Genomic DNA, 15,543 nt, shown 5'->3' on the forward strand with positions numbered 1-15,543 from the left:
CGGTGTTTGACAACCCTTATAATGGGTCACTGATGGCTGAACGTATCGAACAAGTAGGCCGATGCAGGGTTGGGGAGAAAAGGGGCGCCTGAGATATGACCCATCATAAGGATCATAAAGCACCAGCACAAAGCCATATGTGACCCATTGAAGGGGTCGGTCATCCCGATTTCCAGGTATGGACAAGCGTGAATGGGTTCGTGGGCATGGCGGGATACCGGGCGCCCCGATCAAGGCCGATGACGCCGTCGAACATCACGAACAAGGGACACTCGGTCGGGGCTTCATGCCGGAGCGGATCGCCGACACGGTGTTCGGGGTCGAGCACCGCTCCCGGAACGCTCAAGGTCAGCCATGGACCAAAGGCCCGCCAGATCGCCTGCGGGTCCAGAAACGGAAAATGGGGCGGCGCGGGCCTTGCCGACTTCGGACATGCAGGAGCTTTCGTCCCGCCCGCCGTATAAGATCCCGGATCGATTACAGTGGCTGGTTGCAGGTCAGAGTTCGGTTAACCTAATAACGGCCAAGCCCGGACATACTGGGCGGCCTCGACGAATGTGCAACCGCCGCAGGGTTGCGTTCGACCGTCGATCGCGAGGACGGACAGGGCAAGCCGGAGGAACGCCACTTGGTCGATTTTAAGAAACGCCTCGGCGGCAAGGGGGCAGTCAAGGCGACGAACCCCGTCGAGATCTACGACAGGCTCGACCGCGCGCACGACAAGGGTCCCCTCCGGCCGGCCCAGGAGGCCGTGCTCGGCGAGTGGTTCAAGGACCATCAGGCGACGCGGGACATCATCGTCAAGCTGCACACCGGGCAGGGCAAGACGCTCGTCGGACTGCTCATGCTGCAGTCAAGGCTGAACGCGGGCCACGGGCCGGTGGTGTACCTTTGCCCAGACCATTTCCTCATCGACCAGACCTGCGAGCAAGCGAGGCAGTTCGGCATCCGCGTCTGCAAGGCCGAAGATGCGCTGCCCGACGAGTTCATCAATTCCGGCGCGATCCTCGTGACCTCGGTCCAGAAGCTCTTCAACGGGATGACCAAGTTCGGCCTGCATCGCCAGTCGATCGGCGTCGACACGGTCCTGATGGACGACGCGCACGCCTGCGCCGACCGGATCCGGGAGGCCTGCCACATCCGGATCCCGAACGATGAGCCGGCCTACGCCACCCTCAGGACGTTGTTCGCCGACGATCTCGAACGCCAGGGCGTGGGGACTTTCGCAGACATCGAGAACGGAAAGCGCGATGCCATCCTGCCGGTGCCGTACTGGGCTTGGCAGGACCGTGAGAGGGAGGTCGCCGGCATCCTGTCCGCGAACGCCGAGCGGCGCTCGATCAAGTTCGCCTGGCCCTTACTGAAGGACATCCTCGGCCACTGCCAGTGCGTCGTCTCGGGGGCGGCAATCGAGATCGAGCCCTATGTCGCGCCCTTGAACGCCTTCGGGTCGTACTGGGACGCCAAGCATCGCATCTTCATGTCGGCTACGGTGACCGATGACGCGTTCCTGGTGAAGGGCCTGCAACTGAAGCCGGGCACGATCGCCCGCCCCCTGACCTATGACAAGGAGACCTGGTCCGGCGAGAAGATGGTCCTCCTGCCCTCGCTGTTCAACGAGACGCTCGACCGCGAGTGGGTGGTGAAGGCCTTCGGCGAGCCGGACGCCAAGCGCCCCTACGGCGTGGTGGCTCTCGTGCCGAGCTTCGCGAGGACGAAGGATTGGGCGGGGTACGGGAGCAAGGTCGCGGACAAGACCTCCCTGGGAACCATCGTCGACGATTTGCGCCGGCGGGAGTTCGAGCAGACGGTCGTCCTCGCGAACCGGTACGACGGGATCGACCTGCCGGACGAGACCTGCCGGATCCTGGTCTTCGATTCCCGTCCGTATTCGGAGAGCCTGATCGACCTGCACGAGGAGCATTGCCGTCCGAGGAGCGAGGCGACGCTGATGCGCACGCTCCGGTCGGTCGAGCAGGGCATGGGTCGCAGCGTCAGGGGCGAGAAGGACTACTCGGTCATCGTGGTGACGGGGGCCGACCTCGTTCGGCTGCTTCGCGAAAAGGCATCGCGGCATCACCTTTCCCCTCAGGTCTCGACCCAGATCGAAATCGGCCTGGAGATCGCCGAGCTCGCGCGGGAGGAAATCGAGAACGAGAGCAAGTCCCCGGAGGACGCCTTCGGCGGGCTCGTGCGCCAGTGCATCCGGCGCGACGAGGGCTGGAAGCAGTTCTATGCCGAGGAGATGGCGGGGGTGACGCCGGGCAGGGCGAACGCGAAGGTGCTTGGCGTCTATGCGGCCGAACTCGCGGCGGAGCAGGCTTACGTGGACGGGGATTATGCCCGTGCATCCGAGACCATCCAGGCGCTCCTCGACGACGGGTCGGTGGGAGAGGACGACAAGGGTTGGTACCTCCAGGAACGGGCCCGCTACGAGCATCAGTCGCGCCGTGCGGACGCCCAGGTTCTCCAAGTCTCCGCCCACCGTAAGAACCGTCTGCTGCTTAAGCCGCCGACGGGTGTCACGGTCTCCAAGCTCACGATCGTGAGCCAGGGCCGGATGGAGCGCATCGCGGACTGGGTCCGAGGCTTCGGCAGCTACGTGGAAATGGATGTCACGGTGAGCGACATCCTCGGGCGGCTCGTGTTCGGCACCAAGGCGGACAACTTCGAAAAGGCGCTCGACGAGTTGAGCCGCGCGCTCGGGTTCGCGGGCGAGCGCCCGGACAAGGAATGGAAGGAAGGGCCGGACAATCTCTGGGCCCTCGACGACAGGCGCTATCTCCTCATCGAGTGCAAGAGCGAGGTCGACGTCGCCCGCACCGAGATCGACAAGCGCGAGGCCGACCAGATGAACCGGTCAAGCACCTGGTTCAAGAAGCACTACGAGGGCATGTCGGCGACGCGCTTCATCATCCATCCCGCAGGCAAGATCCAGAGCGCGGCGGGCTTCAACGACCATGTCGAGGGGGTCAGGGTGAACGAGCTTCGACGGCTGGTGAAGGCCTGCCGCGGCTTCTTCAAGTCGTTCGAGGCCCAGGACTTCGCCGACCTGTCCGTCCGACAGATCCAGAAGTCGATCGACGCGCACAAACTGTCGGCCGACGACCTCTCGATCTCTTATTCGGTGAAGCTGAAGAGCCTGAAATGAAACTGTGGACGCGTTTCACGCCGACCACCGGCGGTCGGTGCGGGACGTGTTCGCCCAAGGGCTTCAGCATCAGATGATGAGGCTTCCGTCGAAGCCGGAGGTCTCCTCGGCGTGGCCGCGCGGGTTGCAGACGATCCGGGTCGGTCCGACCGTTTGATCGGCCGTTGCACAGATGTGCCCATGAACCCAGAGGTCGGGACCCCCGGCGTGAATGAGGTCGCGCAGGTCCGACGCGTAGCACCAGGGCAGGTCCGTATGCGGGTCGGGCAGACTGTTGGGGAGCGGCGCATGATGAGTGACGACCACGGTCGGCCCCGGATGGGGCTCGCTGAGGGTCGCCTCAAGGAAGGCCCGGGTCCGTTGGTGCAGGCCGAGGACTTCGCCCGGCTCGATCTGGTGGCGCGAGCTCGGGCCGGTGCGGATGCGCCGGTAGTCGGCCATCCCGAAGCGTTCTTGCGCGGTGCGCCTGGCGTGGCTCAGGCTGAACGAGCCGAAGCGAAAATCGGTCCAGAGGATGCTGCCGACGAAGCGCGTGTCGCCGATCAAGACGGCGTCGTCCATCAGCAGGCGGATGCCGAGCCGCGCGGCAATGTCCCGCCCCCGGGACATCTGGTCGCCGAGGGTGTAGCGCTCCTCGCCCCGATCCCACCAGAAATCGTGGTCGCCCGGAACGTAGAAGACGACTGCGGGTCACAGGACAAACGGCCGGGCCTTGGTGCGCTTCAGCCCGACGGCGACTGGCAGCTAGTAAGCGTGCTCAATCGGGATGGCGTTGTCGTAGTAGCCCTCCCACAAGCGCCAGTGCGCCCGCGGGCTCCACTTGCTCACCCCGGCGGAACGGAGGAGCTTGGGCTCCTTTTCGGCTTATAGTCGCCACGGAAGCCTCCGGGCGCCCGCTCGATGCCCACGGCGCCTTTCCGCTTCTGCTCCGTAGCCAGCCGGGCAGCATCGACGATCGCCTGGTGACGGGCACGGTCGCGCTCGTAAACGGATCGGTTACCCGCGATCTTCGCGGCAGGATCCTGCGACGAGCCGTTCATGACGGAGAGGGGCCAAGCACGTGCCAGGATGGCGACGTAGTGGGAGAAGTTGTCGTCCTGTTCTCTCCACGTCGAGCCGGGGATGTTCTCGCGTGACCCCCTCACCAGGGGCCCCAGGCTGAGGATGTAAACGTCCTTCATGGCAGCATCGGCCGCCGCGAGGGTCGGGTACTCCGTCGGGAAGGCCGCCTTGATGCGTCGGGCCGTATCGCCCGCATGGGCGAACGGAAGGTCGTAACCGATCTGCCACTCGCGGTAGAGACGACCCGCCTCCTCCTTGGCTTCCGGTGTCGCAAGCATTCCGGCCCCATCGACAGCCCGAGGCTCGACCACAGACGGCGGGCCCATGACAGGAATGGAGGCGACCTCGGCGGCCTTCGTCGGCGATTCGGTCATGCGCGTCCTTTTTCTGGCGGGAGCGATCGTACCTTCCTCCCGAGGTTCCCGCACGGCCTTCCGGCTCGCCTTTGCGCGCGTGCCCTTCTCGGCGGCGAACCGGGCCTTGCGGGCGTCCTCGCCCTCGCGCAGGAGGCGGAATTGTTCGTGCAGTCGCGGTCCCAGGTCAGGGGCATCCGCCTCCTCGTGGGAGAACGCCCAGAACGCCTTGTCGGCCCCCTCCGTCGCGATGAGGTCCAGGAGGCGCTGCCCGCGGGTCGCCCGCGTCTCGAAGGCCGGCGTCAGGGTCGCGCCCGTGAGCGCCTCGTGGATCGCAGACAGCCACAACCCGTAGCGTCCCTGCATCTCGGATGCGAGCAAGGGGCGGGCTGCTCCCGACTTCTTCCGGTTCCCGATCTGAGACGGCAAGCTCGTGCCCAGGCGAACGAGCGTCTCGGGGCGGATCGCGTAGGGGGCGCCGTCGCCGCGCTCGGCGAGCCATTTGAAGTCGGGCTTGTCGATCGCCCGCACGGCCGCCGTCTCCAGCCTTTCCGGTGGGCGCAGGCGGACAGTGAGGAGAAGCATCGAGATCGCGCGCGCCTCGGTGGGCTTACCCCCGTCCATGACGATCTCTCCGGCCTTGCGGCGAGGCTCATGCTTCTCGGTGACGGACACGACTTCGAAGGACCGGACGTGCTCCGCGATTTCGGCTAGGGCCGGGGCGAGATAGTTCAAACGGAGCTGTCCGACGTGGACGGGCTCCGCCATGCCGAGCACACGGGCGAGACCGGCGGGGGAATAGGCGAGGACGGTGGGCTTCGCGCCCGGCTCGTAGCGCAGGCCCTCGGATGCGACGTGCCCAACGATGTCTCGGTATAGCAGGGTCGACGACCGGCGCCGGAACCGGGCAAGGACGGCAAGGTCAAGGTAGCCATAGCGCGTGCCAGGCTTTTGCAGGTCGATCATCCAGGCAGGCAGGTGGAAGGTGAAGGCAGCGCTCCGCTTAAGGGGCGTGCGCTCCCGGCCGAAGAGCCGGTGCAGGGCATCGACGAGCTCGCGGGGCTGGGCGGTGCGCCCGCCGACGGAGAGCACGGTCAGGGCATGCTTCACCGGGCAGAGACGGGCGGCGCGGATCGTGTCGACCGTCTCCTCGCTCGTAACGTAGCGCGCCACGAGGGTCTCGAACAGCGCGATGTCCCGCGCGGTCAGAGCCGACAGGGACGAGAGCGTCCGGTCACTTAGCCATGCTGTGGAACGGGGCACGGCAGGGGCGATGCCCACGAAGGTCTCGGGCGACTGCAAGGCAGAGCCGAGGTCACCCCGGATCCGGGCGACGAAGGCAGCCCGACGCCGAGGTGGGACGGGGTTGGGGTCGGAGATGGAGGCGGTGGCCATGAGCCGGGACCGATCTGCAAACTTTCAACGGGGCGTCGGGGGGGGCGATAGCACTCGGCCCAGCAAGAACAAGGGCTTGGCGGCCCAAAGGGAAAGGATCGTGCATGCAATACTGAGAAGATAGAGCGGAGAAGCCTCAAACGGGCTCAAAGGCCCTTCCAGCTCCTCAAGGCGAGGAAGGCAGGTTACAGCTCATTAGTATTGCAAACGCGTCCACGCCCATTCTCGCGGCTCCTCGGGTCGTTTCCCCCAGGCAGAGGCGCTTCATGGACTGCCTCCAACGCTGAAACCCCGTTGAATGTTTGCAGAAATAGCGTTGAAAAGATGCATGTGTGGTTGAGGGTCATGGGGTGCATTCCTTCATCGCCCTCGCCCTTGTGTCCTTCGCTCCCTGGGGCACCGCCAGCGTCCTCTGACCCCATGGCGGCGCCACCCTCCCGGGCCCGCCGGTGTGTTGTCCGTCGCACGGCCGCACCCGAGCCTACCCTCCAAGCATGGAACGACTGAACGCCCGGCCGGCTCGCACGGACCGGGCGTCTTCTTTCCCGACATCGGACCGGACGCAGTGGGCTACAGGCACATCCCCGTCATCGTGAGGCCCTCGGACCCGAGCGCGACCCTGCGCGGGCGGAAGTGGGCGCTATTCTCCTTCGAGCACCCGGACGGCACGCTCTACCCCGTGGCCCGCATGAAGCGCCGGCCCCGCGTGCAGGGGTCCCGCGACGGCGAGTCCACGATCACCTTCGACGCCGGGCTGCTCTCGAACTGGAAAGACCTGCGCGACCAGGGCCTCGCCGCCCTGAAGCGGCTGATCGGTTTCCACCCCGTCTTCGTCTCGCCCCGGCGCCATAATGATCCGATGGAGATCCTGGATGGTCACCGGCGCATCGGGCATTTCAACCGCGTGACCGGGGCCTACACGACGCCTAAGCTCCTCGGCGAAGGTCTGCACATGCGGACCTTCCGGCCGGACGATTGGATCGGGTGGAACGCCGGCGGAGGCATCAACATCTCGGAAGCCGGGCAGGCCCTGCGCGGGGTTCAGGTCACGTGCACGGCGTCGTGGATGCAGCTGCTCCAGGGCATGCTCGACCTGTCGGCTGCGATCCGGCCCCTGTTCCCCGAGCTCAACGTGGGGCCCGCGTCCGACCCGAAGTCCCTGTTCGGCGGCTACGACCCCAGCGTCGTCATCGCGTCCGGCCGCGTCGCGACGCTGACGCCGGACGAGTTCGAGCGCGGCTTCCCGCAGGCAGGCGCCTCGATCGCCGGCGGCTCCGGCTACACGGTCGTGAAGTCCGTCGTGACGAAGGTCGACCCGAAGCGGTTCGCTGAAGGCCCGCAGCCCAAGAGCGTCGGTTCCGTGCACGGGACGAAGGGGAAGCACGTCTACGTCCGGAAGGAGGGGGAGCCGAAACCCGATCCCGCCGATGCATATGCCGTCAACCTCGACGTGACGTACTACGACGTCGAGCTCGTCCTGGCCTACGTGGCGCAGCAGAAGCGAGAGGAGACCGTCAGCTTCCTCGTCCTCAACGCCACGTGCTCGGACCCGGACGCGCCGATCAAGACCTTGGACATGCGGACCGAGGACCCGTCGATCGACCAGACGACCGTGCCCTGGCTGCCCCGGACCCACTACGTCCCGGCCGACGTCCGGCGCGTCGGCTGGAACTGCTGGCTCTGCGCCAAGGAACACGTGAGCGCGTCCTTCGCCGGCGACGTCCAGGCCGGGCGCTGGACCCTGGCGCTGGCGCTGGCGCTGGCGAACCAGAGCTACACCGGGGGGGGCGGGGGCCGGACGTTCTGGCACCTGCCGTCCGGGATCAACGCCCTGTTCACGGTCGTCCTCAAGGCGACCAAGATGCTCGCCCTCGCGCAGAGGAGGAATCCGTACGAGTTTTCGGTGCCCTTCGAGGACATCGTGGCGGACGGGTTCTCGACGGCGTGGAAGGCCCGCATCGAGGCCGACAACCTCGACCTGCCGGGCGGCCGGGCCGAGGGGAAGGTCGTGTCCCTGACGGTCCGGGACGAGGCGGGGCCGGGGGGGCTTTGCCAAGGCGACGATCCGGATCGCGGCCTGCGACGGGGCCGGGCTCGCCAGCGACACTGGCTCCCTCACCGTGGGCTACACGGACCAGGACTGGGGCCGCGTCTCGATCGCCAAGTTCGCGGGCTACCCGCCTTCGCCGGAGCCGGTCGCGGGCGGGGAGGCGTACCTGGAGAACTCCGTCGCGGGCCAGATCCTCTACGTCCGGGAGGACGACTACCAGCGCGGCGTCGCGGGCCGGTCCGACGCCTTGGCCAACGATCCAGAACAGCTGCTCCGGAAGGTGCCGACGAAGATCATCTTCGCCATGGTGTGGAGGCGGCCTCAACCAGGCGCTTCCGGGCGGACGCGGCGAGGTAGAGCACGGCGTCGTCGAGCGCCGCTCGCATCTCCTTGGCCTTCGTGACCCCAGCGCGCTTGAACGCGGTGGTGTCGACCTTCACTCGGCTCGTCGTCGTCATGGGTTTAGGCTCGCGCCACTTAATGCGACGGCCAACACACGGCCCGCCGTCGGGCGCACGGCGGCCCATTTCAGGCGCACGTCGGGCGCACGTAGCCCTTCAAACTGAATACTCGTTCAGGGAGCCGTCACATGTGACGTAACTTGCTAGCCCCGGGTGTAGTCTCCCTTCATGCGCGAGACATCCTACGCCCCAGTCCATTCCTACCTCGAAACAGGCGCACGCCGCATCGGGAGGATACGCCGCCAGACGGCCGGCCGCATGCGCGACTTGCGGCAGCGCTGGCGCGACGTCGGCCGCCCGGATCCGGCGACCCTCGACCGGGCCGTGGTCGACGCCCTGCGCGACGCCATCCACGCCCTCGTCGTGGACGGCGCCGTGGTGGGCACGCTCGATCCCGCGGACATCATCCGGCGCACGGCCCATCAGCTCGTGGAGCGGACGCAGCGGGCCAAGGAGGCCGGCAAGGAAGGCGTCGTCTACGACCGGAACGAAGTCGCGGACGCGCTGCGCCTGCGCCTGCTCTCTCCCCCGAAAGCCGGCGTCATCGTGTGACGGCAATCCCCGTTTCTCCCGATAGGAGTAACGGGAGGACAGACCTCGACCTCTCCGAACGACCTCTCGTAACTGTGCGGTAACCACGGCCTGTGGAAACCCGAAAATCCGCTGGACAGCGATTCGCGCCCAGGTGCCTCATAGGGACGTGAGATCGCCCCGCACCGGAGACGCCCGATGTCCCACTTCGCCCACCTCTCGATCGAAGCCGGATCGCGCGTCATCCAGGGTGCCGCCCTCACCACCATGGCCGTCGACACCTTCTTCAGCGAGCTCGACAGTCAGCGCCGGGCCGGCGTGTCGTCCGTGGAGTGCCTCGTCGCCGAGCTCGCTCGCACGCGTCAGTCCGCTGCAGCTGCGCACGCCGAGATCGTCCGTCTCCGCTCTGAGCTCGCCTCGTGCGCGGGCGCCCTCGGGGCGGAGCGGGCCCGGGCGGAGAGTGCCGAGCGCGACCTTGCCAAGGTCTTCAAGGCCATTGGCTTCCGCCGATGAAAAAACCTGCCGGAGGACCGGCGGGCTTGGTGGCGGGTAGGGCGGGCTGATCAGCGACGGGGCGCGCCGTAGGTGTATTGGGGCGCGAACCCGAGTTCGGCCAACGCCTCCGTCAAGTCGACCGAGCGGGGCGAGGCGTTCGTCCCGCCCGTGGCGCCCTTGCTCGCGACATGGCGAACCGGCTCGGGGGAGATTGCCGGCAGGTGGAAGGGTCCCTCGGCGTTCGAGCCGCCGAGGCCGGCGTTGATGTGGCGCTGGAGCCGCTCGCTCGGGCACCCGATGACGTGCCCTAGCTGCGTCGGCGACAGGCCCGCGATCCACGACGCGAGGGGCGCCGGCAGGGGGACTGGAAGGTCGTGGCGCTGGTGCGTGTAGAGCCGCGCGCGGGCGTGCTGGCGGACGAGCTCAGCGACCGGGTGGGTGTCGGAGCGGATCTCCGCCGCCGGTGCGACGGGATTGGCGCGCACGACGTCGAGGGCGGCGGTGGCCACGCTCTCCGCCGTGGGGCGGCCGCGCAGGCCGAAGAGTTCGAAGGGCAAGCGCAGGATCCCGAGGATGGCGGCGATCAAGGCGGCGAAGAACCTGGCAAACATGGGGACCTCCTGAAGGCGGGGAGCGTCCCCGCCGGTGATGGGATGATGCCTCGGGACGTAGAAAGTCAGAGGGCGAGGGCGGGCTGATCGTCCGTCTCGCGACGCCGGCGACGCGTCGGGATCTCACCGAACAGCGTCAGGTTCGCCTCGTCGGAGAGCTGCCTCCTATGCCCATGGAGGAGAGCCAAGGCGTGCGTGGTCTCGCCCTGATCCAGGCTCTCGCGCTCGCTGAGGAGATGCCCGGTCCAGCACGTGGCCTGGCTCCAGCCAGCTCCGTTCTGAACGGCTGCCCAATCGGTATCGAGCTCGCTCAGGAACCGGCAGGCGGCCAAGGCGGCTGCCTGGACAGCCGGGTCCGCGGCCCGGGCGAACCAAACCGCGGGGGGCGTCCTTCCGAGGTGCTCCTCCGCGCGGGCAGCGTTGGCCTCCGCGTTCGACAGGAAGCGCTGGGCTGACCGGAGGCCGTAAGATGTCCATGCCTCCTCGGCCGCGAGATCGCGCGCCTCCGTTAGAGACCGCTGCAACGCCCACGGACGCTCTGCGAGAAGTCTGATGAGCTCGGCGCGGACCGGGACGGCTAGCGGCGCGGTGTCGGCAAGGTCACGCTGGTGGCGCTCCTCCTCCGCACGGGCGCGCTTCTCACGGACAGCGGCCGCCTCGGCGACCACGCGATCGACCTCGGCGCGGAGGGCGGGCTCGTCGAACGCGATGCCGGTATCCCACCAGCAGGGCTGCATCGTGCCGGTGGCGTTGGCCCGGTCGGTCCACGAATACCCGGCCGCGGTCATGACGCCCCGCGCGTGGCGGTAGGCGTCGTGCCAGGCCTGCGGGGCGTCCGGGCAGATCCAAAGGGAGAGCTCGTGGCCGTAGCGGCGGTGGACGCCGACGGGGGTCCAGACGGCGCCGAAGGTGAGAGGGGGCGTGGCCATAGCGGAGAGGTTCCGGTGGGGTGGGTGGCCGCGTCAGCAAATACGCTGACTGACTGAATGTACTCCCGGCCAAGCCTCCCACAAGAGAACAACGTGATCAAAAAGCGGGCATCGCTCCAACAAATCCGACGCCTATCACAACAGCCGTCACAACAGCCTGTTGTGGCAAGCTGTTGTGGCAAGAGTAGCGCCCCGTTGTGGCAAGCGATTTCCGTCCAATTACCTGAAAAGAGGGCTTGACCGGGCGTGCGATATACCCCGATCATCGCTTAGCAGGCACGCTGATCGGCGGTCTGCTTCCTCACAGGAGTACCCGTTATGGCAAGGAGCGCGGGGGCGCAGGCCCCTTTGCGGGCGCTGGAACGCGCCATCAGGAGAGCCGGGTCGGCCAGGTCGTGGGCGACCAAGGCCGGTGTGTCCGAGGCGTATGTCAGCGACGTTCGCCTCGGACGCCGCGACCCCGGTCCGGCCGTCCTCGCCGCCCTCGGGATGCAGCGCATCGTGCGCTACGGCCGCATCGAGGAGGCCCGCTCGTGATCAAGTGGACGCCCGAGGCGAAGAATTTTGTCCTCACTCTATGTGACACGCAGAAGCTCAGCGGGTCTCAGATCGCCGACCGGTTGGCCGCCGAGCACGACCTCGTCGTGACGAAGAGCGCCGTCATCGGTGTCGCCTTCCGTGCGGGACGGAGCTTCTCCGGCCCGCGCTCCACGGCATGCCTCGCCGCCGCCCGGGCCGCCCGGGCCGCGCGCGTCGGCCGCACTGATGAACAGCGCCGCCGGGACCGCGAGCGCAAAGCCGCCAAAGCCGCGACGGCAGTCCCCAAGCCCGCCTCGGCGCCCAAGCAGACGCCGCGGCCAGCCATCCCCGCCGGGATCCCCACGTCCCTGCGGATCCCCCTGACGCAGATCGGCGAGGCGCAGTGCCGGTTCATCGCCGACGACCCGCTCGCCGGGCCGGCTACGTGCTGCGGGCATGCGACCCAGCACGGCTCGCCCTGGTGCCCGGGACACTACGCGCTCTGCACCGTGCCCGTCCGCAAGGCCGTCTCGCTCTGGCAGCCTGAACACAGGAGGGCGGCATGAGCGACATCGGCTACGACTACGAAGGGGACGACGACAGCGCGGCCGGGGACGCCGAGCTCGACCTGATCCACCGCGCGGCGATCGAGACTTGCCTCGCGGCCGGTCTCGACCTGCGCGGGGTGCGGTTCACCGATCTCGGTCAGGTGGCCGAGGACATCGCCGAGGGCGAGCCCTGGTGCCTGACTGAACTCGCTGGCCTGCAGTTCTACAAGTACGGCCTGTGGGACGGGTTTCTGGAAGAGCGTGTCATGCCGAAGGACGGCGACCGCCTCTCCCTCAAACGGGCGCCGGAGAACGAGCACGACGCGAACGCCGTCGAGGTCTGGTGGCGGAACGGGCTGAGGCTCGGGCACCTGCCGCGCGCCGTGGCCGCCGTCGTCGCCGGCCCCCTCGACATCGGGTTGCGGTGCCGAGCCTTCATCGCCGACGGCGGCACGGGGGAGGCGTGGACGGCCAAGGCACTCCTCGTCGGCGAGGCGGTGCGGGGGCTCCACGAGAAGCGGATCGCCCACGTCATCGCGGACGCCATCCGAGAGCACGAGGGGCGAGAGCTAGATCAGGCTGCACGGCGACGCAGCCTGGGTCTTCACAACGGCATCCGCTTCGACATGGAGCAGGACGAGCGTCGGAAGCGTCGCATCGTCCAGGCCGTTAACGCCCTCCTGCCGGGCGAGGCCTTCGAGATCGAGCCGCCGGCTCTTGGGTGGTGCGATCTCTTCACGATCGAGCGGATCCTCGACGTGTCCCGCTCGACCGCCCGCCGCCTTGCGGAGCGGGCCGGGTCGAAGATCGAGGTCCACCGGCGGGGCTGGTACGCGACCGGCACTCACGTCGAGGTCACGTCCCGCCTACAGGACGCGATGCGGGACTGGGCCGCCCATCCAGTCCGGAGGATCACGCACGAGGACGTCCGGCTCGGTACTGGCAGCATCGTCGCCCCGGCGCCGCGGTCCGCCGACGACATCCCCTTCTGAGGAGACAGAGCATGGCTATCGACCCCCACCGCATCGCCTGCCGCGACGGCGTTGTCTTCTTCGTTCGGGAGCGCGCAACCGGCACGATCGTCGTCTCCGCGCTCCACGACGACGCCGTTTCCCTCTCCTGCGGCCTCTCCCGGTACCGCGCGCCCCATCGCCCCGGAGAGGCCTACGCCGAGCACACGAGTATGCCAGTCGAGCGTGTGCGCGCCTACGCGATCGGCCATGTCGGCGTCGCGGAGGGCGGGCCCGTTGCGGTCGCCCTTCTGAAGCGGCTGCCCTCCGAGGCCTCCAAGGGCGCCGAGGGGGTCGCCCCCTCCGCGAGCTTTCCCGCAGCGGGGGGATCCGGTGTGGCCGGGCGGCCCGAGGCCTCGGCTGTCCCCGGGGCACCTGATCAACGCCTCGGCGCAGGACTTCCGCAGGTGGAGGTCGACGTCCTGACGCCGGAGATCATCGACGCGCGGCGGTTCCTCGCCGTGCTCGACGGGCCGCATCTCCTCGACGGCTAGGAGCCTGCGACGGACGCAGAGGCTCTGCGCGTCTGGCAGAACCGCGGCTCGATCGCCCTACGAGCGTACACGAGCCTCGCCGTCCGGCTCGGGCCTGGGTCCGAGCGGCACCCTCTCTACCGCGAGGCGGTCGCCCTGAGGGACAGGGCGCTGTCCCACGTGCGGGACACGATCCCACACACCAACACCTACACCCCGCACCGACAGGCCGGCTGAATTTTCAGCCGCCCCCCACCCCGAGCTTGACTTCGCTAACCTTGTCCATATATTGATGGACATGAGCTGGCCATGCCGGCTCATTCACGAAGGGAAACCTCGATCATGACGAAATCTTACAACCGCGGCGCCATCCTGCGCGCTGCCTGGTCCCAGGCCAAGTGGATCGCCGCGCTCATCGGCAGGCCTGTGCGCCAGTTCATCGGTGCCGCCATGCGGAAGGCCTGGTCGCTGGCGGAGGAGACCCCCGCCGCCCCGGCCATGGTCCCGCAGCCGGTCCAGCAGCAGCAGGCGTGCGCGGCCCCGTCCTCCTCAACTGACGCGTCCCAGCCGGTTTCCTCGGCCGTTACGTCGGAGCCTCCCGCCGTTGAGCCCTGCGCGACGTACCGCTTCGGCCGGATGGACAGCCGATGCCGCGGTTGGGAGCAGGTCCTACGCGAGGGCACGCCGCTGCCCGCCCCCGAGGACATCACCGGCGCAGGCGACCTCCCGGGGCGGTACGCGCCCGACCGCGGGGAGGAGGAGCTCTTCGGGACCGACGCGGTCCTGCTGGGGGAGGAGAGGCACCATCGCAAGTCGCGGGGGTGGACGTATAGGCTCCACGTTCGCAACCCCGCCACGGGCGAGATCGTGGAGATGATCCCAACGGCGGAGCACAAGGCTCAGATCAAGGCGTGGATCCTAACGGGGCATCTCGACCTGCCTGTCGAGATCCTGAAGGGCGCCGGGGAGATCGCCGGGATGGTGCGCATCCTCGCCGCGATCCGGGCCGGCGCCTCGATCGAAGTCCTCGCTTCCTGCGGTTGACCGCCCTCGGCTGGGTCCGACTCCCGGTCTCCATCCCCATCCGAAATCCGAGCAGGCCTAGGCCGCTTCTCCGCGAAGGATCCCGCCGTGAACATACATACCCCCACCGCCACTGCGATCCCCGCCCTCAACCGGGGCATGCTGGACGAGGAAGTCGCCGTCATCGTCCGCGAGATGTGGGGCGCCACCGAGCCGCGTGAGGTCACGGAGGAGGCCTGGTACAATGCCGCCTCAGACATCGAGCGGGCCGCCCAGGCCGCTCACAAGGAGACGATTGCCTGGCTCGCGCTCCACGAGCGTCAGCTTGCCGGAGAGCACGTCGAGTACGGCGTAGCGTTTGACGCCCGGGAGCGGCTGCAGGACGCCCACAAGTACCACGCGGACTTGGTCAGCATTGCCGCCATCGGGAACATCGGAGAGAGCTGGCACCTGCGCCCGCACTCCGAATTTCAGTACGGGCTCGCCGAGGACGGCGACGACGACGCCCTGATGACGGTGCCGCGCGGGCTTCCGGCCGGCGGCTACCGGGCGATCGCTCGGGCCTACCGCACCGGATCGGAGCACGGACGTCGCGATCTGCAGCGCGACCTGCGCGCCCTCCTTGGAGCGGCCGCCTAGTGAGCATGGACAAGATCGTTCTGGAGGAGGCCGCGCGCCTACTCCTCGGGCCGGAGTGGAAGAGGCCACTCGCGAAGCTCCTCGGGCCGCATCACCCGGCCGGCCCGAGGGACAGCCTCGACCCCCGTCTCGCATTCCGCTGGGCGAGCGGCGAGAGGCCGATCCCCGGCTGGGTGCCAGGGGTCCTGGCCGACATGCTGATCCACCGCGCCGAACTACTCGCGCATCAATCCGAGCAAGCCCTCGCTTTGTCTGCCCGTCTTATGAAGGAGGAACGCGATGCCGTGGGTTGA

The 15,543-nt window shown here is 68.0% G+C and carries 15 protein-coding genes; 11 read left to right on the forward strand and 4 right to left on the reverse strand.

Annotation, left to right across the window (positions count from 1 at the left end):
- Nucleotides 1-628 precede the first annotated feature (628 nt).
- Nucleotides 629-3,151, forward strand: a complete 2,523-nt coding sequence (locus tag AC0IWM_RS10690; RefSeq protein WP_056355310.1) for a DEAD/DEAH box helicase family protein — start codon at nucleotides 629-631, stop codon at nucleotides 3,149-3,151.
- A 69-nt stretch (nucleotides 3,152-3,220) separates the two neighbouring features.
- On the opposite strand, the gene AC0IWM_RS10695 is transcribed toward AC0IWM_RS10690, so the two are convergent.
- On the reverse strand, nucleotides 3,221-3,760 hold the full coding sequence (locus tag AC0IWM_RS10695) for a metallophosphoesterase family protein (protein WP_264051102.1): 540 nt from the start codon (nucleotides 3,758-3,760) through the stop codon (nucleotides 3,221-3,223).
- Nucleotides 3,761-3,975: 215 nt separating this feature from the next.
- A complete protein-coding gene (locus AC0IWM_RS10700) occupies nucleotides 3,976-5,676 on the reverse strand; it encodes a hypothetical protein (RefSeq protein WP_471754829.1) in 1,701 nt (566 codons plus the stop codon).
- 850 nt (nucleotides 5,677-6,526) lie between these two features.
- Between AC0IWM_RS10700 and AC0IWM_RS10705 the strand changes: the two genes are divergently transcribed.
- From AC0IWM_RS10705 to AC0IWM_RS10715, 3 genes are all read left to right on the forward strand, one after another.
- On the forward strand, nucleotides 6,527-8,368 hold the full coding sequence (locus AC0IWM_RS10705) for a hypothetical protein (protein ID WP_471754831.1): 1,842 nt from the start codon (nucleotides 6,527-6,529) through the stop codon (nucleotides 8,366-8,368).
- 362 nt (nucleotides 8,369-8,730) lie between these two features.
- A complete protein-coding gene (locus AC0IWM_RS10710) occupies nucleotides 8,731-9,024 on the forward strand; it encodes a hypothetical protein (protein ID WP_056355163.1) in 294 nt (97 codons plus the stop codon).
- A 177-nt stretch (nucleotides 9,025-9,201) separates the two neighbouring features.
- Nucleotides 9,202-9,516: a hypothetical protein gene (locus tag AC0IWM_RS10715; RefSeq protein WP_056355165.1), complete on the forward strand. Its 315-nt coding sequence runs from the start codon at nucleotides 9,202-9,204 to the stop codon at nucleotides 9,514-9,516.
- Nucleotides 9,517-9,566: 50 nt separating this feature from the next.
- Here the strand turns inward: AC0IWM_RS10715 and AC0IWM_RS10720 are convergent, their stop codons facing one another.
- Together AC0IWM_RS10720 and AC0IWM_RS10725 are read right to left on the reverse strand one after the other, a co-directional pair.
- Nucleotides 9,567-10,109, reverse strand: a complete 543-nt coding sequence (locus AC0IWM_RS10720) for a hypothetical protein (RefSeq protein ID WP_056355167.1) — start codon at nucleotides 10,107-10,109, stop codon at nucleotides 9,567-9,569.
- Between the two features lie 65 nt (nucleotides 10,110-10,174).
- Nucleotides 10,175-11,038: a hypothetical protein gene (locus AC0IWM_RS10725; protein ID WP_056355168.1), complete on the reverse strand. Its 864-nt coding sequence runs from the start codon at nucleotides 11,036-11,038 to the stop codon at nucleotides 10,175-10,177.
- Nucleotides 11,039-11,356: 318 nt separating this feature from the next.
- On the opposite strand from AC0IWM_RS10725, the gene AC0IWM_RS10730 reads away from it, so the two are divergent.
- The 7 genes from AC0IWM_RS10730 to AC0IWM_RS10760 all read left to right on the forward strand — a co-directional run bounded on the left by AC0IWM_RS10730 (nucleotide 11,357) and on the right by AC0IWM_RS10760 (nucleotide 15,543).
- Complete coding sequence (locus AC0IWM_RS10730; protein ID WP_056355171.1) at nucleotides 11,357-11,575, forward strand: hypothetical protein; 219 nt, start codon at nucleotides 11,357-11,359, stop codon at nucleotides 11,573-11,575.
- A complete protein-coding gene (locus AC0IWM_RS10735; RefSeq protein ID WP_056355174.1) occupies nucleotides 11,572-12,123 on the forward strand; it encodes a GcrA family cell cycle regulator in 552 nt (183 codons plus the stop codon). The genes AC0IWM_RS10730 and AC0IWM_RS10735 overlap by 4 nt, the downstream gene beginning before the upstream one ends.
- A complete protein-coding gene (locus AC0IWM_RS10740; protein WP_056355177.1) occupies nucleotides 12,120-13,097 on the forward strand; it encodes an HIRAN domain-containing protein in 978 nt (325 codons plus the stop codon). Before AC0IWM_RS10735 ends, AC0IWM_RS10740 begins: the two co-directional genes overlap by 4 nt.
- A gap of 11 nt (nucleotides 13,098-13,108) precedes the next feature.
- A complete protein-coding gene (locus tag AC0IWM_RS10745) occupies nucleotides 13,109-13,609 on the forward strand; it encodes a hypothetical protein (RefSeq protein ID WP_056355179.1) in 501 nt (166 codons plus the stop codon).
- Between the two features lie 321 nt (nucleotides 13,610-13,930).
- A complete protein-coding gene (locus AC0IWM_RS10750; RefSeq protein ID WP_056355187.1) occupies nucleotides 13,931-14,632 on the forward strand; it encodes a hypothetical protein in 702 nt (233 codons plus the stop codon).
- Nucleotides 14,633-14,719: 87 nt separating this feature from the next.
- Nucleotides 14,720-15,250, forward strand: coding sequence for a hypothetical protein (locus tag AC0IWM_RS10755; protein ID WP_056355191.1), 531 nt, complete (start codon nucleotides 14,720-14,722; stop codon nucleotides 15,248-15,250).
- A 5-nt stretch (nucleotides 15,251-15,255) separates the two neighbouring features.
- The gene (locus AC0IWM_RS10760; protein WP_056355314.1) at nucleotides 15,256-15,543 is read left to right on the forward strand and encodes a hypothetical protein; all 288 of its coding nucleotides are present in this window, start codon (nucleotides 15,256-15,258) and stop codon (nucleotides 15,541-15,543) included.

Source organism: Methylobacterium sp. AC433, assembly GCF_979253015.1.

Bases quoted from the DNA above. Each gene is read 5' to 3' on its own strand.
- AC0IWM_RS10695 (WP_264051102.1), bottom strand. From the start codon at position 3,760: ATGTCCCGGGGGCGGGACATTGCCGCGCGGCTCGGCATCCGCCTGCTG.
- AC0IWM_RS10710 (WP_056355163.1), top strand. From the start codon at position 8,731: ATGCGCGACTTGCGGCAGCGCTGGCGCGACGTCGGCCGCCCGGATCCG.
- AC0IWM_RS10715 (WP_056355165.1), top strand. From the start codon at position 9,202: ATGTCCCACTTCGCCCACCTCTCGATCGAAGCCGGATCGCGCGTCATC.
- AC0IWM_RS10720 (WP_056355167.1), bottom strand. From the start codon at position 10,109: ATGTTTGCCAGGTTCTTCGCCGCCTTGATCGCCGCCATCCTCGGGATC.
- AC0IWM_RS10725 (WP_056355168.1), bottom strand. From the start codon at position 11,038: ATGGCCACGCCCCCTCTCACCTTCGGCGCCGTCTGGACCCCCGTCGGC.
- AC0IWM_RS10730 (WP_056355171.1), top strand. From the start codon at position 11,357: ATGGCAAGGAGCGCGGGGGCGCAGGCCCCTTTGCGGGCGCTGGAACGC.
- AC0IWM_RS10740 (WP_056355177.1), top strand. From the start codon at position 12,120: ATGAGCGACATCGGCTACGACTACGAAGGGGACGACGACAGCGCGGCC.
- AC0IWM_RS10745 (WP_056355179.1), top strand. From the start codon at position 13,109: ATGGCTATCGACCCCCACCGCATCGCCTGCCGCGACGGCGTTGTCTTC.
- AC0IWM_RS10750 (WP_056355187.1), top strand. From the start codon at position 13,931: ATGACGAAATCTTACAACCGCGGCGCCATCCTGCGCGCTGCCTGGTCC.
- AC0IWM_RS10760 (WP_056355314.1), top strand. From the start codon at position 15,256: ATGGACAAGATCGTTCTGGAGGAGGCCGCGCGCCTACTCCTCGGGCCG.